This is a genomic window from Maribacter taeanensis, from assembly GCF_047345145.1.
Taxonomy (GTDB): Bacteria; Bacteroidota; Bacteroidia; order Flavobacteriales; family Flavobacteriaceae; genus Maribacter_C.
The window spans coordinates 86,902-105,637 of record NZ_JBLFER010000003.1 but is presented as its reverse complement, the minus strand read 5'-3'; the positions used below and the strand labels follow the sequence as shown (position 1 = coordinate 105,637).

General features: G+C 36.8%; 14 protein-coding genes. 4 read left to right on the top strand and 10 right to left on the bottom strand.

The genetic code is table 11. The features are described 5' to 3' along the window. Positions 1-11 precede the first annotated feature (11 nt). On the bottom strand, positions 12-758 hold the full coding sequence (locus ACKWCD_RS12015; RefSeq protein ID WP_413984216.1) for a rhomboid family intramembrane serine protease: 747 nt from the start codon (positions 756-758) through the stop codon (positions 12-14). Between the two features lie 89 nt (positions 759-847). Here ACKWCD_RS12015 and ACKWCD_RS12010 point away from each other — a divergent pair, with 89 nt between their 5' ends. After that, a complete protein-coding gene (locus ACKWCD_RS12010) occupies positions 848-2,131 on the top strand; it encodes a replication-associated recombination protein A (protein ID WP_413984215.1) in 1,284 nt (427 codons plus the stop codon). Here ACKWCD_RS12010 and ACKWCD_RS12005 read toward each other — a convergent pair. From ACKWCD_RS12005 to ACKWCD_RS11975, 7 genes are all read right to left on the bottom strand, one after another. After that, complete coding sequence (locus tag ACKWCD_RS12005) at positions 2,121-3,032, bottom strand: hypothetical protein (protein WP_413984214.1); 912 nt, start codon at positions 3,030-3,032, stop codon at positions 2,121-2,123. The two genes, ACKWCD_RS12010 and ACKWCD_RS12005, sit on opposite strands and share 11 nt — an antisense overlap. 156 nt (positions 3,033-3,188) lie before the next feature. Next, positions 3,189-4,622 carry a DUF5723 family protein gene (locus ACKWCD_RS12000; protein WP_413984213.1) on the bottom strand — a complete coding sequence of 478 codons (1,434 nt, stop codon included), beginning with the start codon at positions 4,620-4,622 and terminating at the stop codon, positions 3,189-3,191. Further along, positions 4,619-5,164 carry a hypothetical protein gene (locus ACKWCD_RS11995; protein ID WP_413984212.1) on the bottom strand — a complete coding sequence of 182 codons (546 nt, stop codon included), beginning with the start codon at positions 5,162-5,164 and terminating at the stop codon, positions 4,619-4,621. The genes ACKWCD_RS12000 and ACKWCD_RS11995 overlap by 4 nt, the downstream gene beginning before the upstream one ends. 58 nt (positions 5,165-5,222) lie before the next feature. Beyond that, positions 5,223-5,912 carry a YjjG family noncanonical pyrimidine nucleotidase gene (locus ACKWCD_RS11990; protein ID WP_413984211.1) on the bottom strand — a complete coding sequence of 230 codons (690 nt, stop codon included), beginning with the start codon at positions 5,910-5,912 and terminating at the stop codon, positions 5,223-5,225. Beyond that, positions 5,905-7,152 (bottom strand): polysaccharide deacetylase family protein, encoded by a 1,248-nt coding sequence (locus ACKWCD_RS11985; RefSeq protein WP_413984210.1) that lies wholly within the window; start codon positions 7,150-7,152, stop codon positions 5,905-5,907. Before ACKWCD_RS11985 ends, ACKWCD_RS11990 begins: the two co-directional genes overlap by 8 nt. Before the next feature lie 75 nt (positions 7,153-7,227). Next, positions 7,228-7,926: a RadC family protein gene (gene radC / locus ACKWCD_RS11980; RefSeq protein ID WP_413984209.1), complete on the bottom strand. Its 699-nt coding sequence runs from the start codon at positions 7,924-7,926 to the stop codon at positions 7,228-7,230. A 47-nt stretch (positions 7,927-7,973) separates the two neighbouring features. Beyond that, on the bottom strand, positions 7,974-9,557 hold the full coding sequence (locus ACKWCD_RS11975) for a hypothetical protein (RefSeq protein WP_413984208.1): 1,584 nt from the start codon (positions 9,555-9,557) through the stop codon (positions 7,974-7,976). Between the two features lie 267 nt (positions 9,558-9,824). Here ACKWCD_RS11975 and ACKWCD_RS11970 point away from each other — a divergent pair, with 267 nt between their 5' ends. Then, positions 9,825-10,265 carry a DUF1569 domain-containing protein gene (locus ACKWCD_RS11970; protein WP_413984207.1) on the top strand — a complete coding sequence of 147 codons (441 nt, stop codon included), beginning with the start codon at positions 9,825-9,827 and terminating at the stop codon, positions 10,263-10,265. Here ACKWCD_RS11970 and ACKWCD_RS11965 read toward each other — a convergent pair. Together ACKWCD_RS11965 and ACKWCD_RS11960 are read right to left on the bottom strand one after the other, a co-directional pair. Continuing rightward, entirely contained in the window at positions 10,262-10,444 is a 183-nt protein-coding gene (locus ACKWCD_RS11965) for a hypothetical protein (RefSeq protein ID WP_413984206.1), read from the bottom strand. The two genes, ACKWCD_RS11970 and ACKWCD_RS11965, sit on opposite strands and share 4 nt — an antisense overlap. 69 nt (positions 10,445-10,513) lie before the next feature. Continuing rightward, positions 10,514-11,872, bottom strand: a complete 1,359-nt coding sequence (locus tag ACKWCD_RS11960; protein ID WP_413984205.1) for a UDP-N-acetylmuramate--L-alanine ligase — start codon at positions 11,870-11,872, stop codon at positions 10,514-10,516. A gap of 89 nt (positions 11,873-11,961) precedes the next feature. On the opposite strand from ACKWCD_RS11960, the gene ACKWCD_RS11955 reads away from it, so the two are divergent. Both ACKWCD_RS11955 and ACKWCD_RS11950 read left to right on the top strand, forming a co-directional pair. Continuing rightward, positions 11,962-12,279 carry a cupin domain-containing protein gene (locus ACKWCD_RS11955; protein WP_413984204.1) on the top strand — a complete coding sequence of 106 codons (318 nt, stop codon included), beginning with the start codon at positions 11,962-11,964 and terminating at the stop codon, positions 12,277-12,279. Between the two features lie 225 nt (positions 12,280-12,504). Beyond that, positions 12,505-18,600, top strand: coding sequence for an alpha-2-macroglobulin family protein (locus ACKWCD_RS11950; protein ID WP_413984203.1), 6,096 nt, complete (start codon positions 12,505-12,507; stop codon positions 18,598-18,600). The last annotated feature ends 136 nt before the right edge of the window (positions 18,601-18,736 follow it).

The window sequence follows — 18,736 nt, the reverse complement described above, 5'->3', positions numbered from 1 at the left end:
GTTTGTCTTAACTATTCAGAATCAACATCTTCAGAATTCTTTTTGTAGAAATACTTGACTTGTAAAGTATTTTCTTCCTGCGAATGTTCTTCATGAATTGTTTCAATAAAATTTCCTTCTTCATCAAAGTGTTTTAGAAATTCATCTTCTTCTTCGTTATAATCGTCATGTTCCCAAGCGAATTTTTTTGGTGATGGAACGCTTCCTTTTACTAAAAACGCTAGTCCAAAACCAGTAAGGAAACCTCCTAAATGCCCTTCCCATGATATTCCATTCTTTACAGGAAATATATACCATAGTAAACTCCCATAGATGAAAACAACAATTAGAGAAAGTGCCACCAAACGATAATGCTTTGTAAAGATACCTTTGAAGAAAATAAAACTAGCCAAAAGATAGATAACTCCACTTGCTCCAATATGATAAGAGGGTCTTCCTATACCCCAAGTAATTAACCCTGATAACAAAGCTCCAAAAACGAGTACCTTAATGGCTATATCGCGATAGAAATAAAATAACGAAGCCAATAATAATGCTAATGGAATGGTATTATTATATAAATGCTCTAAAGAGCCATGAATAAATGGACTAAAAAGCAACCCTTGTAAACCAGAAATTCTTCTTGGATAGAGGCCAAAATCGTTAAAATTGGTCTGAAAACGTAATTCCATCCAATAAACGATCCAAATCAGAAGGACCGCACCAAGTGGAGCTATTACGACGGAATTGGAAAACTTAAAATAGTTTTGTTCTGACATCTTTTAAAATTACTTTATAAAGTCAACAAACAAGCCAAAATGATCAAAACGGAAAAATTGTCATTTATATTATTTCTTACATTTACTATATGAACGAACCACTTGCCGAACGGGTACGCCCAAAAACATTAGAGGAATACATTAGCCAAAACCACTTGGTTGGCGAAAATGGATCGTTAACTCATCAGATTAAAAAAGGAATTATACCCTCACTTATCCTTTGGGGACCTCCTGGAACAGGTAAAACTACACTGGCCAATATAATTGCCAACGAAAGCGAAAGACCCTTCTATACGCTGAGCGCGATTAATAGCGGTGTAAAGGATATTCGTGAAGTTATCGACAAGGCCAAAAAGAGCGGCGGATTGTTTACAGCTAAAAACCCTATTCTATTTATTGACGAGATTCATCGGTTTAGCAAATCACAGCAAGATTCACTTCTCGCTGCAGTTGAAAAGGGCTGGGTTACTTTGATAGGAGCTACTACGGAAAATCCTAGTTTTGAAGTCATACCCGCTTTATTATCAAGATGCCAGGTATATGTTCTCAATGCCTTTGGAAAAGAGGACTTAGAAGCTTTACTAAAAAGGGCTTTGAAACAAGACACTATACTCAAGAATAAAAAAATAAAACTCAAAGAAACTGAAGCTTTATTAAGACTTTCAGGAGGGGATGGTCGTAAGTTGCTGAACATCTTCGAGCTAGTTATTAATTCAGAAGAATCAGATACAGTACAAATTACAGATGAACTAGTTTTAGGCAAAATTCAGAAGAATACCGTGCTTTATGATAAGACCGGAGAGCAACATTATGATATCATCTCAGCTTTCATTAAATCAATTCGAGGTAGTGACCCCAATGGAGCTGTATATTGGCTAGCTAGAATGATAGAAGGAGGCGAAGATTTAAAGTTCATTGCCCGTAGAATGCTTATTTCCGCTTCTGAAGATATCGGATTGGCAAACCCCACTGCTTTGGTAATGGCTAATACAACTTTTCAAGCAGTAACTACCATTGGTTATCCTGAAGCTAGGATACTATTGAGTCAATGTGCAATTTACTTGGCTACCTCGCCCAAAAGTAATGCTAGTTACATGGCTATTGGAAAAGCACAACAGGCTGTCAAAAAAACCGGCGACCTGTCTGTTCCACTCCCCCTGCGAAATGCACCCACCAAATTGATGAAAGATTTGGGATATGGCGAAGAATATAAATACGCCCATAACTATCAAAACAACTTTGTCGAGGAAGAGTTTTTACCAAAAGAAATTTCTGGTACTCAATTCTACGAACCTGGCGTAAATCAACGTGAAAATGCGATAAAAGAATTCTTAAAAAATAGATGGAAAGACAAGTATAATCCTAAAACTTGATATCCAATTCCTCTTTTATAATTTGCTCTCCCTCACTATATTCAAAAAACCATTTTCCGTCAGAAGTGTAAACCACCCCATCTTTATTATCTCCCTTGGCAATATATACATTAGGCATTGAGCTCTTAAATATCTTTAGTTGAATTTTCGGAGTGCTATCGACCAATTGATAACCATTATTGACGGCCTGAGCATACAAAATTCCTTTAGAAATTTTAGCTCTAGAAGAAACATCAGTATCTCTTTTCTTGAAATCAGTTTCAATTGGCTCCATACTTTCAAAGCTTTGCTCCTCTAACGTGGCATTTTGCTTCTCCATCTTTTCACCTTCTTTAACCGGAGCCTTTTTGAAATTTGATTCAACAGGACGACGATCTTCATAATACTGGACTTCTCTAGTGGCAATTTGCTTTACCATCGAATCTTCATTTTCATCTTTTTTTGGTGCATCCTCAACAGTCTTTACATCATTTTCAAAATTTAAAACAACCGGCTCTTCGGCCGTGACCTTATCTTTTGACTCATAAGAATAATCGAGTGAGGCAAAAGAATCAAAAGCCTTGGTGATAGCTTCAGCATAAGCAGCCTTATAATCTTTTTTCTTGCTTTTACCTTCTTGCGATGTAAAAATCTCTTGATTATTACAATCTTTCAAAGTCAAAGCCGTTTTCGTTGTAAACATTGAAGAATTATTAATCAAGTCAACAAAAAGTCCAAGACATCTATTACTATTTAAGTCATCAGGTGGATAATCATCATAAACTGTAATAAAACCTTTTTTAGCGAACAAATGCTTTATCAAAGTACTTGTTTGATGTTGATTCTCCTTTTTAAAACCTTCAAATCTTTTGGGTATTATGACATACTTGTATTCATTCAAGTTTGATTGTGCAGAACTCATTAAAGTTGTCATTAAAAAAATAGCTAAAACAATACCTTTCAAAACATTACATTTTTTTGAATTGTCATAAAATAACAATTACTGATTAATTAAAGTCAAATATGAAAAAAGTGTGCCAAAAAGAAAAGTATACCAAAAAAGGCTTTTCAGATCATATTATTTCTTGCCCCAAGATATAATATTTAATCCTAATTGGAAAGAAGCATATTGGCTGTCAGCAATGTTGCGATAAGCAAGAAGGTTATCTGCTATTACATATAAGTTCACAGGCCCCGCCTGCAGGTTCATACCAAAACCAACATTAGTATAAGTAAATTTATCAGCGGTATAAGTAGCTTTGACAGCCAGGACATTTCCAAATCTTCGTTGATAAAAAGCTGTTAAAGCGGTTTGAGGTCCTCTAGGTCTATTAATTACATACAGTTGTCCTCCTACTCCATTTACGAATTTCTGAGCCCTATTGCTTCGGTTAACATTTGGGCCACAATCACAGTCAGCAGCTCTTAAAGATTGTTCTCCCCAATTATATCTTAATGAAGCATTTAGTTTGGTAGGTCTAAATGTGATGTAGTTTTTAAAATTGTTTTCAAACGGAAGAATTTCTTCAATATCATCTACCAAATCTTGCCAAAAATCACGGCTAGGGTCTAAAATATCCCCTGGTAAGATAACCTCGACACCTTCGGTTGTTACGTCGCCTTTTAGGGTATAGTTTTCAACATCATTGGAGTGATAGATAAATCCTAAATCTAAAAGGCTTGCGGTAAATACAGTTTGTTTATTTATTTGATAGGTAAAACCCAAATCAATTCCCAACCCAAGGTTACCACCAAAAAAACCTCTTTTAAGAATGGTACTAGGTATTTCATCATCACTAGCAGCGTTTTTTAAAGCATTTATGCCGGAAGTTCTCCATTTCATATCTGCATTAATAGTGCTCGACAGCAAATTGTTTTGACCAGGTCGGGTAACAAAAAATCCCTTGTTCCTAGTTGAATTGAAATCAAAAATACTGGAGTAAATCTTTCCTCTAGCCCCAACAGTAAATTTGTTATCTATCTTTTTATTTACTCCAAAGTGAAAAACATTCATCATTTCACCTCTGGTCTTTAAATCTCCTAAATCAAATCGTTGGTTTAGTCTATCAGCATTACCTTCAATTGCTAATATGGCATAGTCTTCAAACCAGTATCCAATGGCATCGCCTTCGTTGTAAATTCCGAAAGAATAAAACACATTTGGATCTTGACTTCTAAAACCTACATTCAAAAGCTCTAATTGATATGTTCCGCTCAACTCGTCTCTTCGAGTCATTCCACCAATTAAACGATTTCTAAACTTGGTATTAAAATCGATACCATCAGCAGCAAAAAGATCATAGGCAGAAACTCCACTTGAACCTATTTGAAAAGAAAGACCAGATATCCCTGGAATACCAGCATACCATTTGAAATCACTTTGAACACCCGGATTTATCATCAAAGACTGTGGAATCTCAGAGAAATCGTAGAGCACCTGTTTGTTTTGCGCTTGCGCACCAAAACATGTCCATAGTAGGATAATGAAATAAAAGATTTTGGGAATTCTCATTTAAGACGGACTCTAAACTTACCGCTAGATTTTAAGGTTATGAGCGGCTCAGGAAGGTTTGATGTACTTGTATTATTTCCGAGGTTTTCGGCACTAACTCGTATGGTTGAAAGTGTTTTTATTATGTCTATGCTTTCTCCTGAATCACCATAGGTGATTTCTCGTTGTATAATAGCAGTAGGCGCGGGTTGAATAGAAAAAAATTCAGTGTCTGTTACATTTTCATTTTCATCCAAAAACTCGATGGTAATGTTCAATTCTTTGCTGGTAGTATTTTCAACAACATAGGTGATTACTCCATCAATTACTCGATCTGAAAAAATATCAGAACTAAAAGCATCAAAATTGAAGTTTTGGCTAAAAACACTTTGTCCAGAAACTAAGTTTATGATGTCCTCGGGAGCTTCAAGATAAAAAATACCCGCCTCATATGTAGGTGTGGCCTCTAAATCATCGAATTGATTAAAATCAAGTTCTTCTGTACAAGCGGTGATACCAACTAGCAGCATAACAAATAATACACTTTGAAGTATTCTTTTCATCGAATAAACCTTTTAATAAACAACAGGAAAGAAGCACTTTACCCTACTTATGATAACTCTACAAAAAGGTTTTTATTTCACTTAAATCTTGAATGATTGGGCAAAACTCGTGGAAAGGTTCGTTATGTGCGTTAAAATGCAAGATGTGAAAACCTGAATCTTTTGCACCTAAAATATCAGCCTCAAGGCTATCTCCAACCATTAATGCATTTTTTGAAGCAATATTTGCTTTGTTGAGCGCTAATTCGAAAATTCTAGGATTTGGTTTTTTTACACCGGCCATTTCGGAATCAATGACATGTTCAAAATAACCATCTATATTAGAGTTTCGCAGCTTTTTTCCTTGGATTTCCTGAAAGCCGTTGGTGATAATGTGTAGTCTGTATTTGGGCTTTAAATATTCTAAAATTTCAATTGTATTTGGAAAAAGATGATTGTAAGATGATAAGTAAAGGATATATTCTTCGGATAACTTATGAATCATTTCATCTACAACGGAAAGTCCTAATTTATCAAATACAGATTTCAAACGCTGATATCTCAGGGCTTCTTTTGTAATTTTTTCTTCCCTATATAACTTCCAAAAAGCTAAGTTGGCAGGGACATAGACCTCCAAGAAATTTGGAAGATCCACAGGAATATTATTTTCTGAAAGTATTTTTTCAAAAGTCAAAGCCGAATTCCTTTCAAAATCCCAAAGCGTATGATCTAAATCAAAAAATACATCGGTTACTATTTCTTTAAACATGAAACTCACTTAATACGGATTCATATAATTTTTTCCAATCTTCGGACTTTTCACCACCAATAAGTTCAATTGAAAAAACACTTGTGAAATCTCCATTAACATTTTTAACCCTTTTATTCAATGTACTAATCTTTTGTGCGATTTCTTCTTTTGATGCCATGCTTACCAATGCATAGTCATGAAATGCAAATGGATGAACACGAATAGGTTGCTGCAACTCAAGATTAATATCATAAAAATAAAATGGGCTGCAAGTTCCTGCTCTAAAACCTATTTCATGGGTATAACCCATAGTATAATCATCCGTAAACTCTGCATCTACCAAATTTCTATACGTATTTGGCACATCCACTCGATTATAGCGCATTCGTGAGGAAGTCACATCTCGATTAATCACATCGGAGAGCCGCTTTTTTTCATTCTTTAAAAGAGTAATATCTTCAAAGGAGCTATAGGAAGCACTTAGCGCGACTGCACTATAATCAGCAATTGATTTAATTAAAAACTTGAACTTGTTATTATTCGGAGATAGGTTTTTATCATAAGTAGAATAAGCAGCAAACTGAAAAAAGAACATACTTTTCAGGGCAAATCGCTTATGCAGATTAATTAAGTATTCATAATTATTAAAAGGGTCTTTTTTAGGATTAAACCAAACCCCAATACGTCTTCCAACCCTTCGTAATTTGAAGGATACCAAATCATACATAAGCCCTGCCACACTTCTAGTGAATCCTCGATGTGCAAAGCCGTGCGAGGTGGTTACATCGATTATGGAATTATAGGTATAAGTTCTTTTTTTGTACTCTAAATTGAGAAAACGTTCTTTTAGTTTATCTAATAACTTAAAGGCCCACATATCTACCACGGGCTGTTGCAAAAATCCATTCTGATATGCCAAACTTTCCTTAGGAGGAAACCTTCCATGCATATCTTTGACATGTGGTAAATATTCTTCGTATCTACTCAGCAAATAAAAACTAGCTGAAAATATATCAAACGGAATCGTGCTGCGCTCACCTGCGGTAAAAAAACATGGAATACCTTCCCAATTTGAGATGGTAATTTGAAGGTCATTGATACCTTGCTCAAACAGCAAATCATTACTCCGAATGAAAAACTCATTCTGCAAAGGCTGTTTGGTATAAGTTATTTTCGCTCCCGAATGTTTTATGAAATCTTCTACTTTAGTAGTGAAAGTCACATCTATCCCCAAAATTCTGGTGAAGATATGCTTCATTGTATAGCTAAAGCGGGGCGTTATTTTGTGCGTGTATATAAGTAACATGAATATCTCAGTCAGAAAAGTACGATTTTATAAAACGCCTTCGTCTGCAAAACTAAAATATTCCTTTTGGGTAATGATTAAATGGTCTAAAACTTTTAGATCAAGTGCTTCACCGGCAACTTTTAACTTTTGTGTGATTTGTTTGTCAGCATTACTGGGTTTTAATGTTCCTGAGGGATGATTGTGTGCCAGAATAAGTGCTACCGCTCCAAGTTCCAGGGCCTGTTTCATCACCAATCGGACATCTACTAAAGTGCCCGTAATTCCACCTTTACTTAACTGTGCACGATGAAGGACCTTATTCGAATTGTTCAGGTAAACAATCCAAAATTCTTCGTGTTCCAACTCTCCCATAATGGGTTGCAAAAGCTCAAAAACACTTTTACTACTTTGAATCTTTGTGATTTTTTGGGCCTCTTCTCCCCTTCTTCGTCTACCCATTTCCAAGGCAGCTCCAATAGTTACAGCTTTCGCTTCGCCGATTCCTTTAAACTCCATTAATTGTTTTATGGAAAGTCTGCCGAGCTCATTAAGGTTATTATTGACAGATGCTAAAATACGTTTGGAAAGTTCCACAGCGCTTTCGTTTCGGCTTCCGGAGCCAATCAAAATGGCAATGAGTTCTGCATCCGACAGGACAGCTTTACCTTTCTGAACCAATTTTTCCCGAGGTTTATCATCATCGGACCAGTTCTTAATCGAGAGGGAAGCTTGTTTTTCTTGCATCTCTAAAAATAGGATAAATCCTACGAAATATAAAACTACTTGATATTTTACAAATTCACCGAAAGTTCATAAACATCTCCAAGACGATTATTGGTAAATATGTTAAATAATAATTCTTCATACGCCAATTGCTCAGAAGCATCAAAAAAAGTTATCCTATTAGTCGTATTTGAATTTAAAGAAGAAAGATTCAAATTTTGCGCTTCAGAATAGATTACAAACTCATCAGGAAACTCAAAAGATTCAAAAGGAAGATGAAAATTTTCTATGGGTTTAGCAGTGTATTCCCACAGCAGTTCAGCATCTGGATTATTTAAAGTAATAATTAAAATTGTAAACTTGTCAAATTCTCCAGTCATTTGAATCGTTTCATCAGTTAAAGTGGCATCCCAATCTGGAACATCAGAAATATTTTTTATCCCCAAAGTTGACGCCACGTATCGCTTACGGCTATTTAATTGCATAACTATATCATTTCTTAACACCTCAAATTCATCAATAACTGGAATTTCAACAAAGCTATTAAGGCTTTCTTCATATTTAGTATCATATAAAAAACGATATTGATTATTTCGATACGCCTCTTGATCCCTAAAACCTAGAATGCGCAAAGAGTGTGACGTTACTGAGGCAGGTATATCTATTACTTCCGTATTTGGAGGTGTTTTAAATTCGGAAAAAGATATTGCTGAATTTGAAGGTTCTTCCAAAAACAGATATTTATAATCATCAACTTCTATTTTATCTTCGTTGGTTAAAGCAGATAGGTTAGAGGTATAAACAATAGCATTTTCGATGACTTGATTCTTAGAATTAAATTGCAAGCGTGAGTTTAATACGCCAAATTCTTCGAAGGGGTTGGAACTTGAAACAAAGCCGTTTCCTATTGTCCAAAGTGAATTTGCCAGTTTAATTGTATCGATTCCAGTTATATCAAGAGTAAGCGGTACAATAGTTGGTCGGTCATCAAAAGTATTTGCAGTTATAACGCCTCCGACTTCTTGAAGTATTGTCAAATCGGTACCAGGTTTAATATTGGCATAAGAATCCAAGCTTGCTTTTCGAGTTGCATTTGGTTGTAAATCATAAGATGTTACAACTAATTGCTGTGGTACAAAATCATCATCCGCATATAGCTTAATATTTTCAAGTGATTGCATTACTTCTTTGAAAGCCAATAGGTTACCAGTCATTGTGTTAACAGAAAAGAATATCCGCTGAGAACTTGAAAAACTTGGCGCTGAAATACTTACTAATAATTTTTTAACATCAAAAGTTTGATTAATTACAACTTCGTTGCCCTCTTCATCGTTTGAAGTAATTTCAATAGTATTCTCACCCGTCATATAATCAAACGGATTCACCTCAAAAGAAAATGATTTTTCATTACTAGTGGAAACTTCTTGTTCATTAATCAACACTGAAGTACTTACCTTATCAGATTCATCTTGTATAGTAACATTCAAAGTTGTTATAGTTTCTATGGGACTCTCAAGTCCCGATATCGTTATGATTGGTGGCTCCGTGTCGACCTGCTCAATCAGTTCATCCGGCATCATGTTAGTTGCTTGTTCATCGCATCCCAGTATCAGCAATGAAAAAAGAATTATCGCTAGTATTTTGTTTCGCATTTTTTCTTTATGAATTTTAATCAATTTATGTATTCTGCTATTTATTAAACTATTAAGCAATACTACTGCCAACGAATGTGGGGTAATTTAAATTGTATTTTAAGTACATAGTAAAAGTGAAATACAGCACTAATTTACAAAACTAATATCTGGCCAATTCTTTATGAAAAGAAAGCTAGTTCTTAATGAGTCTTCTGAAAACAAAATAAATACTATAATATTAAATCATCCAATAAAGCATACATTTATGATTCAAATATGATAGCAATGAAATCTCTTTTTGAAGAAAGTACATATAATGAGACTCTAGCGCGTATTGATGCGCTAAACGAAAATTCAGAACGGCAATGGGGTAAAATGACCGCAGGACAAATGGCTTGGCATTGCCAATTTCCATTTGTGATTGGAATTAAAAACAAGAACAAAGGGAATGGAAATATCTTCGTTAGAACGTTCTTTAAAAAGCAAATGTATTCAGACAAACCTTTTCGAAAGAACCTACCAACAGCACCTAATCTTAAGGCAAAAGAGGAAAAGGATTTAACTACTGAGAAAGCAAAATTAAGACAATTGGTTACTGATTTTTATGAGTGTAGAACTCGAACGGAATGGAACCCACATCCCATATTTGGAAAATTCACACATGAACAATGGGGGAAAATGGAGTACAAACATTTAGACCATCACTTGACACAGTTTGGAGTCTAATCGTCTTCCGACTGAATCTCTTGATGTTCGATTTTAGCCCGGGTATCATTGACCATTCTATCTTCTTCCATAATAACGTTGGATATGCCGAGCATACAAGCTATCATAAAAAGGGATAGTTTTCGTCGGAGAAATCGATATGCGGCATTTAAAAGTGTGGCTTTTTGTTCTTTGGTCATGTGTTACATTGGTCAAAATGCATTCCAGACTAACCATACCTGACAAATATGCAGCTAATAATCAATCACTTAAGATTCTACCGTGGCTTTCAGCGCTTCCAAATCCAATCCGCCGTAGTTACCTGAACTCATTAGAAGTAATGTTGAATTGGTAAAATCTTGACTGAAAACGTAGTTATGAAACGCTTCGGAGTTGGTGTGTATTTCTAAATCTGGGCGTTCAAAAGCTTCCTTAATTTGCTCCGCACTAACAGGTTCTAGTTTTTTGATGGCCACAGACTCCGGCAAATAGAACACTACAGCGACATCGGCAGCATCTAAAGCACCTTTATATTCCTTTAAAAATTCAGGATTAAAACTACTGTAGGTATGCAATTCTAAACAAGCAATTAATTTCCTATCTGGATATTGCTCCTTCACAGCCTTTGCAGTTGCAGCCACTTTGCTTGGTGAATGGGCAAAATCTTTGTAGGCAACACTTGTCTTTCCTTCCGCAATCTTCTCTAGTCTTTTCGAAGCACCTGAGAAAGTAGCAATCGCTTCGTAAAAGTCATCTTCATCAACACCCATGTTTTGGCAAATCCATTTGGCGCCCGCTAGGTTGTTCAGATTATGCTTTCCAAAAACTTCAATTGGCATTGGGCCTTCGGGAGTTTCTAAAAGCGTTTCTCCATCTTCAACGGAATACTCGGGAGTTTGATAGGGCAACTTGCGAATCGCATTTTCCGAAGCTTCCACAACCTTCTTAACTTCTACATCTTCTTCATTGTAGGTGATGCTTCCCCCCTTAACAATGCTATCCACAAAAATCTGAAATTGCTCCACATAGTTTTCAAAAGTGGGAAATACGTTAATGTGGTCCCAAGCGATTCCGCTTAACAAAGCGATATTGGGTTGATACAAATGAAATTTCGGTCTTCTATCGATAGGTGAAGACAGATATTCATCTCCCTCTAAAACGATAAAATCATTTTCTTCCGTCAAGTGAACCATTCGATCAAAACCATCTAACTGTGCGCCTACCATAAAATCTACAGGACGGTCGTGATAATTCAAAACGTGAAGAATCATTGAGGTGATTGTGGTTTTACCATGACTTCCACCGATTACCACTCTTGTTTTATTCTTCGATTGCTCGTATAGAAACTCCGGATAGGAATAAATCGTCAATCCTAATTCTTGCGCTTTCAGCAATTCAGGATTATCGGGCTTGGCATGCATCCCTAAAATAACAGCATCGATATCAGCATGTAATTTCTCAGGAAACCAACCAAATTCCTGAGGTAGCAAACCTTTGTCTTTCAGTCGACTTTTAGAAGGTTCGAAAATGACATCATCACTTCCGGTAATTGTATATCCTTTAAAATCTAGTGCTAAGGCGAGATTGTGCATGGCACTTCCGCCTATAGCGATAAAATGAATTTGCATGAAGTAGTAATTATGGTGTAAAGATAGGAATTGAAGTTAGCTTCGAAAACCCTGTATTATAATTATCTTAGTTGTGTAAACGAAATGCAATGAACCTCAACCTCACCAACATTCAATCCAAAGAAATCATGCCAGGTTATCATGGCAAACTAGTGCATACTGAAACCATGAGTTTGGTTTTTTGGGATGTTGAAAAAGATGCTGTAGTACCAGAACATTATCATATTCACGAACAAATCATGCATGTCATTGAAGGGGAATTCGAATTTACTTTGGATGGAGAAACCAAAATTTATCATCCTGGAGATATTGTACCCATTGCTTCAAATATCCCGCATAGCGGAAAAGCATTGACTCCCTGTAAATTAATGGATGTATTTAGTCCAGCGAGAGATGAGTACCGGTAAAGGCTAAATGCACGATGCACGATGCACGATGCACGATGCACGATAAAAATTAAAAACATCGAGCACCAAACATCTAACCCCTCTCCCTAACCCAAAAGCACACTTCCCTCAATTTTCATTGTTTTCAGGGGGTTTTGGCTTCACCTTTGTACGTAATTTTGAAATTGTATACCTTAAGTGGAGCTAAATCGTTCTATGTATAGCGTATAGCTTAAGAAACTCATAATGAAACATCTAGTAACCATATTGACGATAATCCTATTTTCACAAATGGCGCAAGCGCAGAAAAACAATGATTCCTTCGAAACACTTTGGAAACAAGTTGAAAAACTTGAGGGCGAAGCGTTGACGAAGTCCGCGCTGAAAGTGGTGACCTCTATTTCTGAAAAAGCAAAAAAGGAAAAGAATTCTGCTCAAATTGTAAAAGCTTTATTATACTCTTCAAAGTATGCGATGACCTTGGAGGAAGATGCCCAAATGAAAATTATTAATGATTTCAAATCAGAAATCGCAAAAGCAGAATCACCCACCAAAAATATCTTGGAAAGCTATTTGGCCAATTTGTTTTGGCAATATTTTCAACAAAATCGATATCAATTTTACAACCGGACTAAAACCGAGGTAAAAGTCGATTCAATAGATTTCAGAACGTGGGATTTGACTACCTTATTCAAGGAAATCAGCCTTCATTTTGATGCCTCTTTACAGAATGAAACGGTATTGAAACAAACTCTGGTTTTTGAGTTTGATGCTATCCTACATAAACAAGATAACACCCAAGAATATCGCCCTACCTTATTTGACTTGCTAGCACATAACGCACTTAGCTTTTATAAGACCAGTGAAAATAATATTACGCGTCCCGCAGAAAAGTTCGAAATTGATGACCCAGACTTGCTCTGCGACGGATACGCTTTTACTGCTAAAAACATCGATATCGAAGATGCAACCTCCATGCAAGCCAAGGCGCTCTGCATTTACCAAAAGCTACTATTGCAACATCTACCTAGCGCAAAGCCCTACACCTTTGCTGAAATCAATATCGAACGTCTGAACTTTATACATCAAAACGCAACCTTTGAAAATAAAGATGCCCAATTTCTCGAAGTATTTCAGAATTCAGCTTCAGCAGCAAAAGGAAGCTTGGCATCGGGTTTATATAAGTTTCAAATTGCTTCCCTATTTAACCGTCAAGGCAACACATTTCAGCCCAAAACTAACGAGGAAAATCGTTGGAAAACAAAAGAAGCCCTAGCCGTTTGCGAGCAGGTAATTAAAGAACTTCCTGATAGCAGAGGTACTGAGCAATGTAAAAGTCTTAAATCACAGATTCTTCAAAAGAGTCTGCAACTAACAACGGAAAGACACATTCCTATTAATACGGCCTCCCGTTTTTTAGTGAATTATAAAAACCTCGATGGTTTATCACTTACGGCAAGAAGAGTAACACAAAAGGAACTCAATAAGATACAAGAGCTTTATCCGAAGGAAAAAATATTGGATTTCATTAAAAAACTACCCGTTGCCAAAACTTGGGAAGCTGACTTAAAAAATGAAAGTGACTACCAAATGCACAGCACCGAAATTTCGATGCCACCATTGGACAATGGACAATATGTGATTTTGGCACTGCCAAAAGGTGAAGGGAACAAAGACTTTTCATATAGCCCAGTGCAAGCGACTGACATGGCTTTGGCAGAAACCCGAACAAACACGCATCAGTACTTTCAAGTTATCAATAGGCATGACGGAAAACCTATCGCCGGGGCTAAGCTTACCTTTCGTTACCGAATAAATTATGATGGTAAACGCCTGAGCAAAAACTTCACAGCTGATAAAATGGGGAATATTACCATTCCTTTAAATAATGAAAACTGGAGTGATGTTAGCGTATCAGTTACCTCATCTAAGGATAGGGCTTATTTCAAAGATTATTATGTCAACCGAAAGTATCATCAGAATAGGAATGTGGTCAATTATTCTTGTTTCTTATTTACCGACAGAAGTATCTACAGGCCTGGGCAACCTTTATATTTTAAAGGAATTGCCATTGAAAATAATAATGGTGTTTCTTCGGTTTTAGAGAATGAAACCGTATCTGTTCAACTAAAGGATGTAAACGGACAAGTGCTAAAAACAACCGAGTTCATCACCAATGATTATGGCTCCTTTTCTGGGGAATTCATATTGCCCAGCAATGGTTTAACGGGAGAGTTTTCAATGCTAGCACTTTCCAATAAAATCGCTTTAAGCGGGTATGCAAATTTCTCAGTGGAAGAATACAAACGTCCGAAATACGAAACTTCATTTGAACCCGTTACGGAAACCTATAAAGTCAATGATAGTGTAACTGTAAAAGGAAACGCTACCGCATACTCGGGAAGTAATATTACCGATGCAAAAGTCGCCTATCGTGTAAAACGCTTGGTGTATTACCCGAGATGGTGCTATTGGTATTATCCCAATCTTAGTAGTTCTCCACAAGAGATTGCGCATGGGGAAACTACCACCAATGCTTCCGGAAAGTATGAAATCGATTTTAAGGCCATACCCGACAATGGCGTTGATAAAAAGCATATGCCCACCTTCAGTTACGAGGTAACTGCAGATGTGACTGATATCAACGGAGAAACGCATAGCACAACAACTTATGTAACCGTTGGCTATCACACGATGACGGCAAATATGTATATGGCGAATCCGTTTGATAAAGATTCCAAAGAAAATAAGCTCAGCATCTCGACAAACAATTTAAACGGACAATTTGTTCCAGCAAAAGGAGTCATTAAGATGTATAAATTAAAAGCTCCGAAAAGTGTAAATCGTCCTAGAACTTGGGCTGCACCTGACTATGCCGGATGGTCTAAAGAGGAGTTTAAGAAAATTTATCCACATGACTCCTTTGCTAATGAACATGACCCGTCTACATGGGAAAAAGGAGAATTAGTTTGGAAGGCTGATTTTGATACAGATAAATCCAAAGAAATATCTCTTGGGAATACTAAAAAATGGTTATCTGGAAAATACGTGCTTGAATTAGAAAGCAAAGACAAATTCGGAATGCTCGTAAAAGACATTCTTCAAACAACGCTATTTAGCCATTCGGATAAAAAATTGGCCGATAATGGCTTATTCGAAATCAAAACGGATAGGAGTAGTTATGCTAACGGAGATAAGGTCAAAGTCACCTTACTTTCTAGTGCAGAAGATATCAATGTAACTGTAAATATCGAAAAAGACCATAAAGTTATTGACACGAAGTTGATTCGTCTAAATAACAATTCGGAGTCTTTTAACATACCTGTAACGGCGGAGGATTTAGGAGGATTTGCAATCACTTATAGCTTTTCCGTATACAATTACTTTCAAGCGAGTAGTGTAAATATACAAGTGCCCTACCCTAGCTCGCAATTGGAAATCGAGACCGTCACTTTCCGTGATAAATTACAACCCGGAACGGATGAAACTTGGTCCTTTAAAATCAAAGGTCCGAAAGGTGATAAGGTCGCTGCCGAGCTTTTGGCAAATATGTATGACGCTTCCCTAGACTCTTTTCGAGGACACTACTGGGGGTTTAATCCTTTAGTGAGACCTACCTATTATACCCAACGCACTGCAAATGCCTACAACTGTTTTTCTACAGGTTCGTTCAGCACTTTTATAGATAATCAAAGTTATGGTTACGATAGTCTCTACTTTGATTCTTTAAATTGGTTTGGGCTACATTTTGGTTATGGAGGGTACTATGGGAGAGGCCTAAGACGCAGTAGAATGATGAAAAAGGAAGGTGCCCCTGCACCTGTAATGGCAATGGATATGATGGAAATGGAGCTGGAAGATTCCGCTTTGGGTCAAGTCGCTGGAGTATCTGTAGAGGCGGACAAATCTTTAGGTGATGAGTTCAAGCAAAACAAACCTCAATCGGAAAGACCTGAAGAGCAAAAAGGTCAGACAGACACTGGAGATGTACAAATCCGTAAAAATCTTCAAGAAAATGCTTTTTTCTTTCCACAGTTAAAAACAGATAAAGAAGGTAATGTTTCTTTCAGTTTTACCACTCCAGAAGCACTCACCAAATGGAATGTGCAATTATTGGCGCACACCAAAAATTTAGAAAGTTCGGTCCGTATGCTAAATACAGTTACTCAAAAAGAATTAATGGTGATACCCAATGCACCACGTTTTCTGAGAGAAGGGGATGAAATCTTTATCAGTACCAAGATTGCCAACTTGACCGAGAAATCCCTCGCCGGACGAGCTAAGTTACAATTGGTAGATGCCGTGACCGGTTTAGATATTTTGACTCAATTGATTGAAACTCCAATTGGAGAAACACCAACCCCTATTGACGAACGCGACTTCAAAGTCGATTCCATGGGCAACACCCAAGTTTCATGGCGATTGAATATTCCGGAGGGCATTCAAGCGGTTCAATATACGGTTAGTGCTAAGGCTGGAGATTTTGGCGATGGCGAGCAGAATATGCTTCCGGTTTTGACAAATCGCATGTTGGTTACCGAAACCATGCCGATGTGGGTTCGGAGTAATCAAACAAAGACTTTTACTTTGGATAAGTTGAAGACCTCAAAGTCAACTACTTTGAAGCATCATAAGTTGACTTTGGAAATGACTTCTAACCCTGCTTGGTATGCAGTACAGGCACTCCCCTATTTGATGGAGTATCCCTATGAATGTAATGAACAGACATTCTCAAAGTATTATGCGAATACCTTGGCAACGCATATTGCGAATAGTAATCCTAGAATTCAAGAAGTCTTTAATCAATGGGCAAATTCAGATGCCTTAGTGAGTAACTTGGAAAAGAATCAAGAATTGAAGTCACTATTGATTCAAGAGACGCCTTGGTTGCGTGATGCACAATCCGAAACAGAACAGAAAAAACGTATTGCTTTATTGTTCAACTTGAATAAAATGAAAAACGAGCAGTCTACTGCCTTGAACAAATTAAAGCAAAACCAAAAAGGTTCAGGAGCTTGGCCATGGTTTAATGGCGGTCCGGATAGCCGTTTTATCACTCAGCATATCATTACCGGCTTAGGACACCTGAAACAACTTTCAGTGACATCAGAAGTCGAAATGCAAAGCGTAATTCAAAAAGCAGTTAGGTATTTGGACAACGAATTCGTCAAGGAATACAACCAAATGAAAAAGTATGCTACAGATATCAATGATGACCATTTGAGCAATACTCAGATTCATTACTTGTATATGCGTAGCTTCTTTTCAAATATTAAAACCTCGAAAAAAGTTGATGAAATAACTACTTATTATAAAGGACAAGCTCAGAAATATTGGATGAATAAAGGATTGTATTCTCAAGGGATGTTAGCCTTGATTATGCATAAAGCGAAGGATTCAAAAACAGCTGATAAAATTCTTAGAGCCTTAAAGGAGAACAGCATTACTTCCGAAGAATTAGGCATGTATTGGAAAAAAAATACAAGCTCTTGGTATTGGTATCAGGCACCAATTGAAACACAGTCCTTATTGATTGAAGCGTTCTCTGAAGTTACACCTGAGGATATTGATACAGTTGACAATCTTAAAATCTGGTTATTGAAGAACAAGCAGACCACTCAATGGAAAACTACCAAAGCGACTTCAGATGCAGTTTATGCTTTGTTGTTACAAGGAAACGATTGGTTATCAGTCACAGACGCTGTTGATGTTTTAGTGGGAGGCGAAAAAATAGAACCTTCAAAACTGGAAAATGTAAAAGTCGAAGCAGGTACAGGCTACTACAAAACCGCTTGGGACGGAGCAGAAGTAAAACCCAGAATGGCCGAAGTACAAATCAGCAAAAAAGGAAATGGCGTCGCATGGGGCGCTTTATACTGGCAATATTTCGAAGATTTGGATAAGATTACCTCAGCGGAAACTCCGTTGAAATTGAAGAAGAAGCTCTTCCTTAAAAAGAATACGGATACAGGAGAGGAAATCTCTGAAATCACAAACAAGACTGATTTAAAGGTTGGTGATTTGGTAAGAGTCCGTATTGAACTACGAGCGGACCGACCCATGGAATTCGTTCACATGAAAGATATGCGAGCAGCCGGTTTTGAGCCTATAAATGTCATCTCCAAATACAAATGGCAAGACGGATTAGGATACTACGAAGCCACAAAAGATGCTAGCACCAATTTCTTCTTTGACTATTTACCTAAAGGGGTATATGTATTCGAATACGATTTACGCGTTAACAATGCTGGAGATTTCAGCAATGGCATTACTACTATTCAAAGCATGTATGCACCTGAGTTTAGTAGTCATTCTGAGGGTGTCCGGGTGAAAGTAAACTAAGAATTCACTAAATTGTTCTGACATTTTGTAATTTCAGACTAACTAAAAAGGTGACTTGACACATTCAAAGCGGCACTAGCCTAGATAGTGGTTTTTTAAGGGATAATAAGCACATAGTTTAGAGGTATAACTTTAA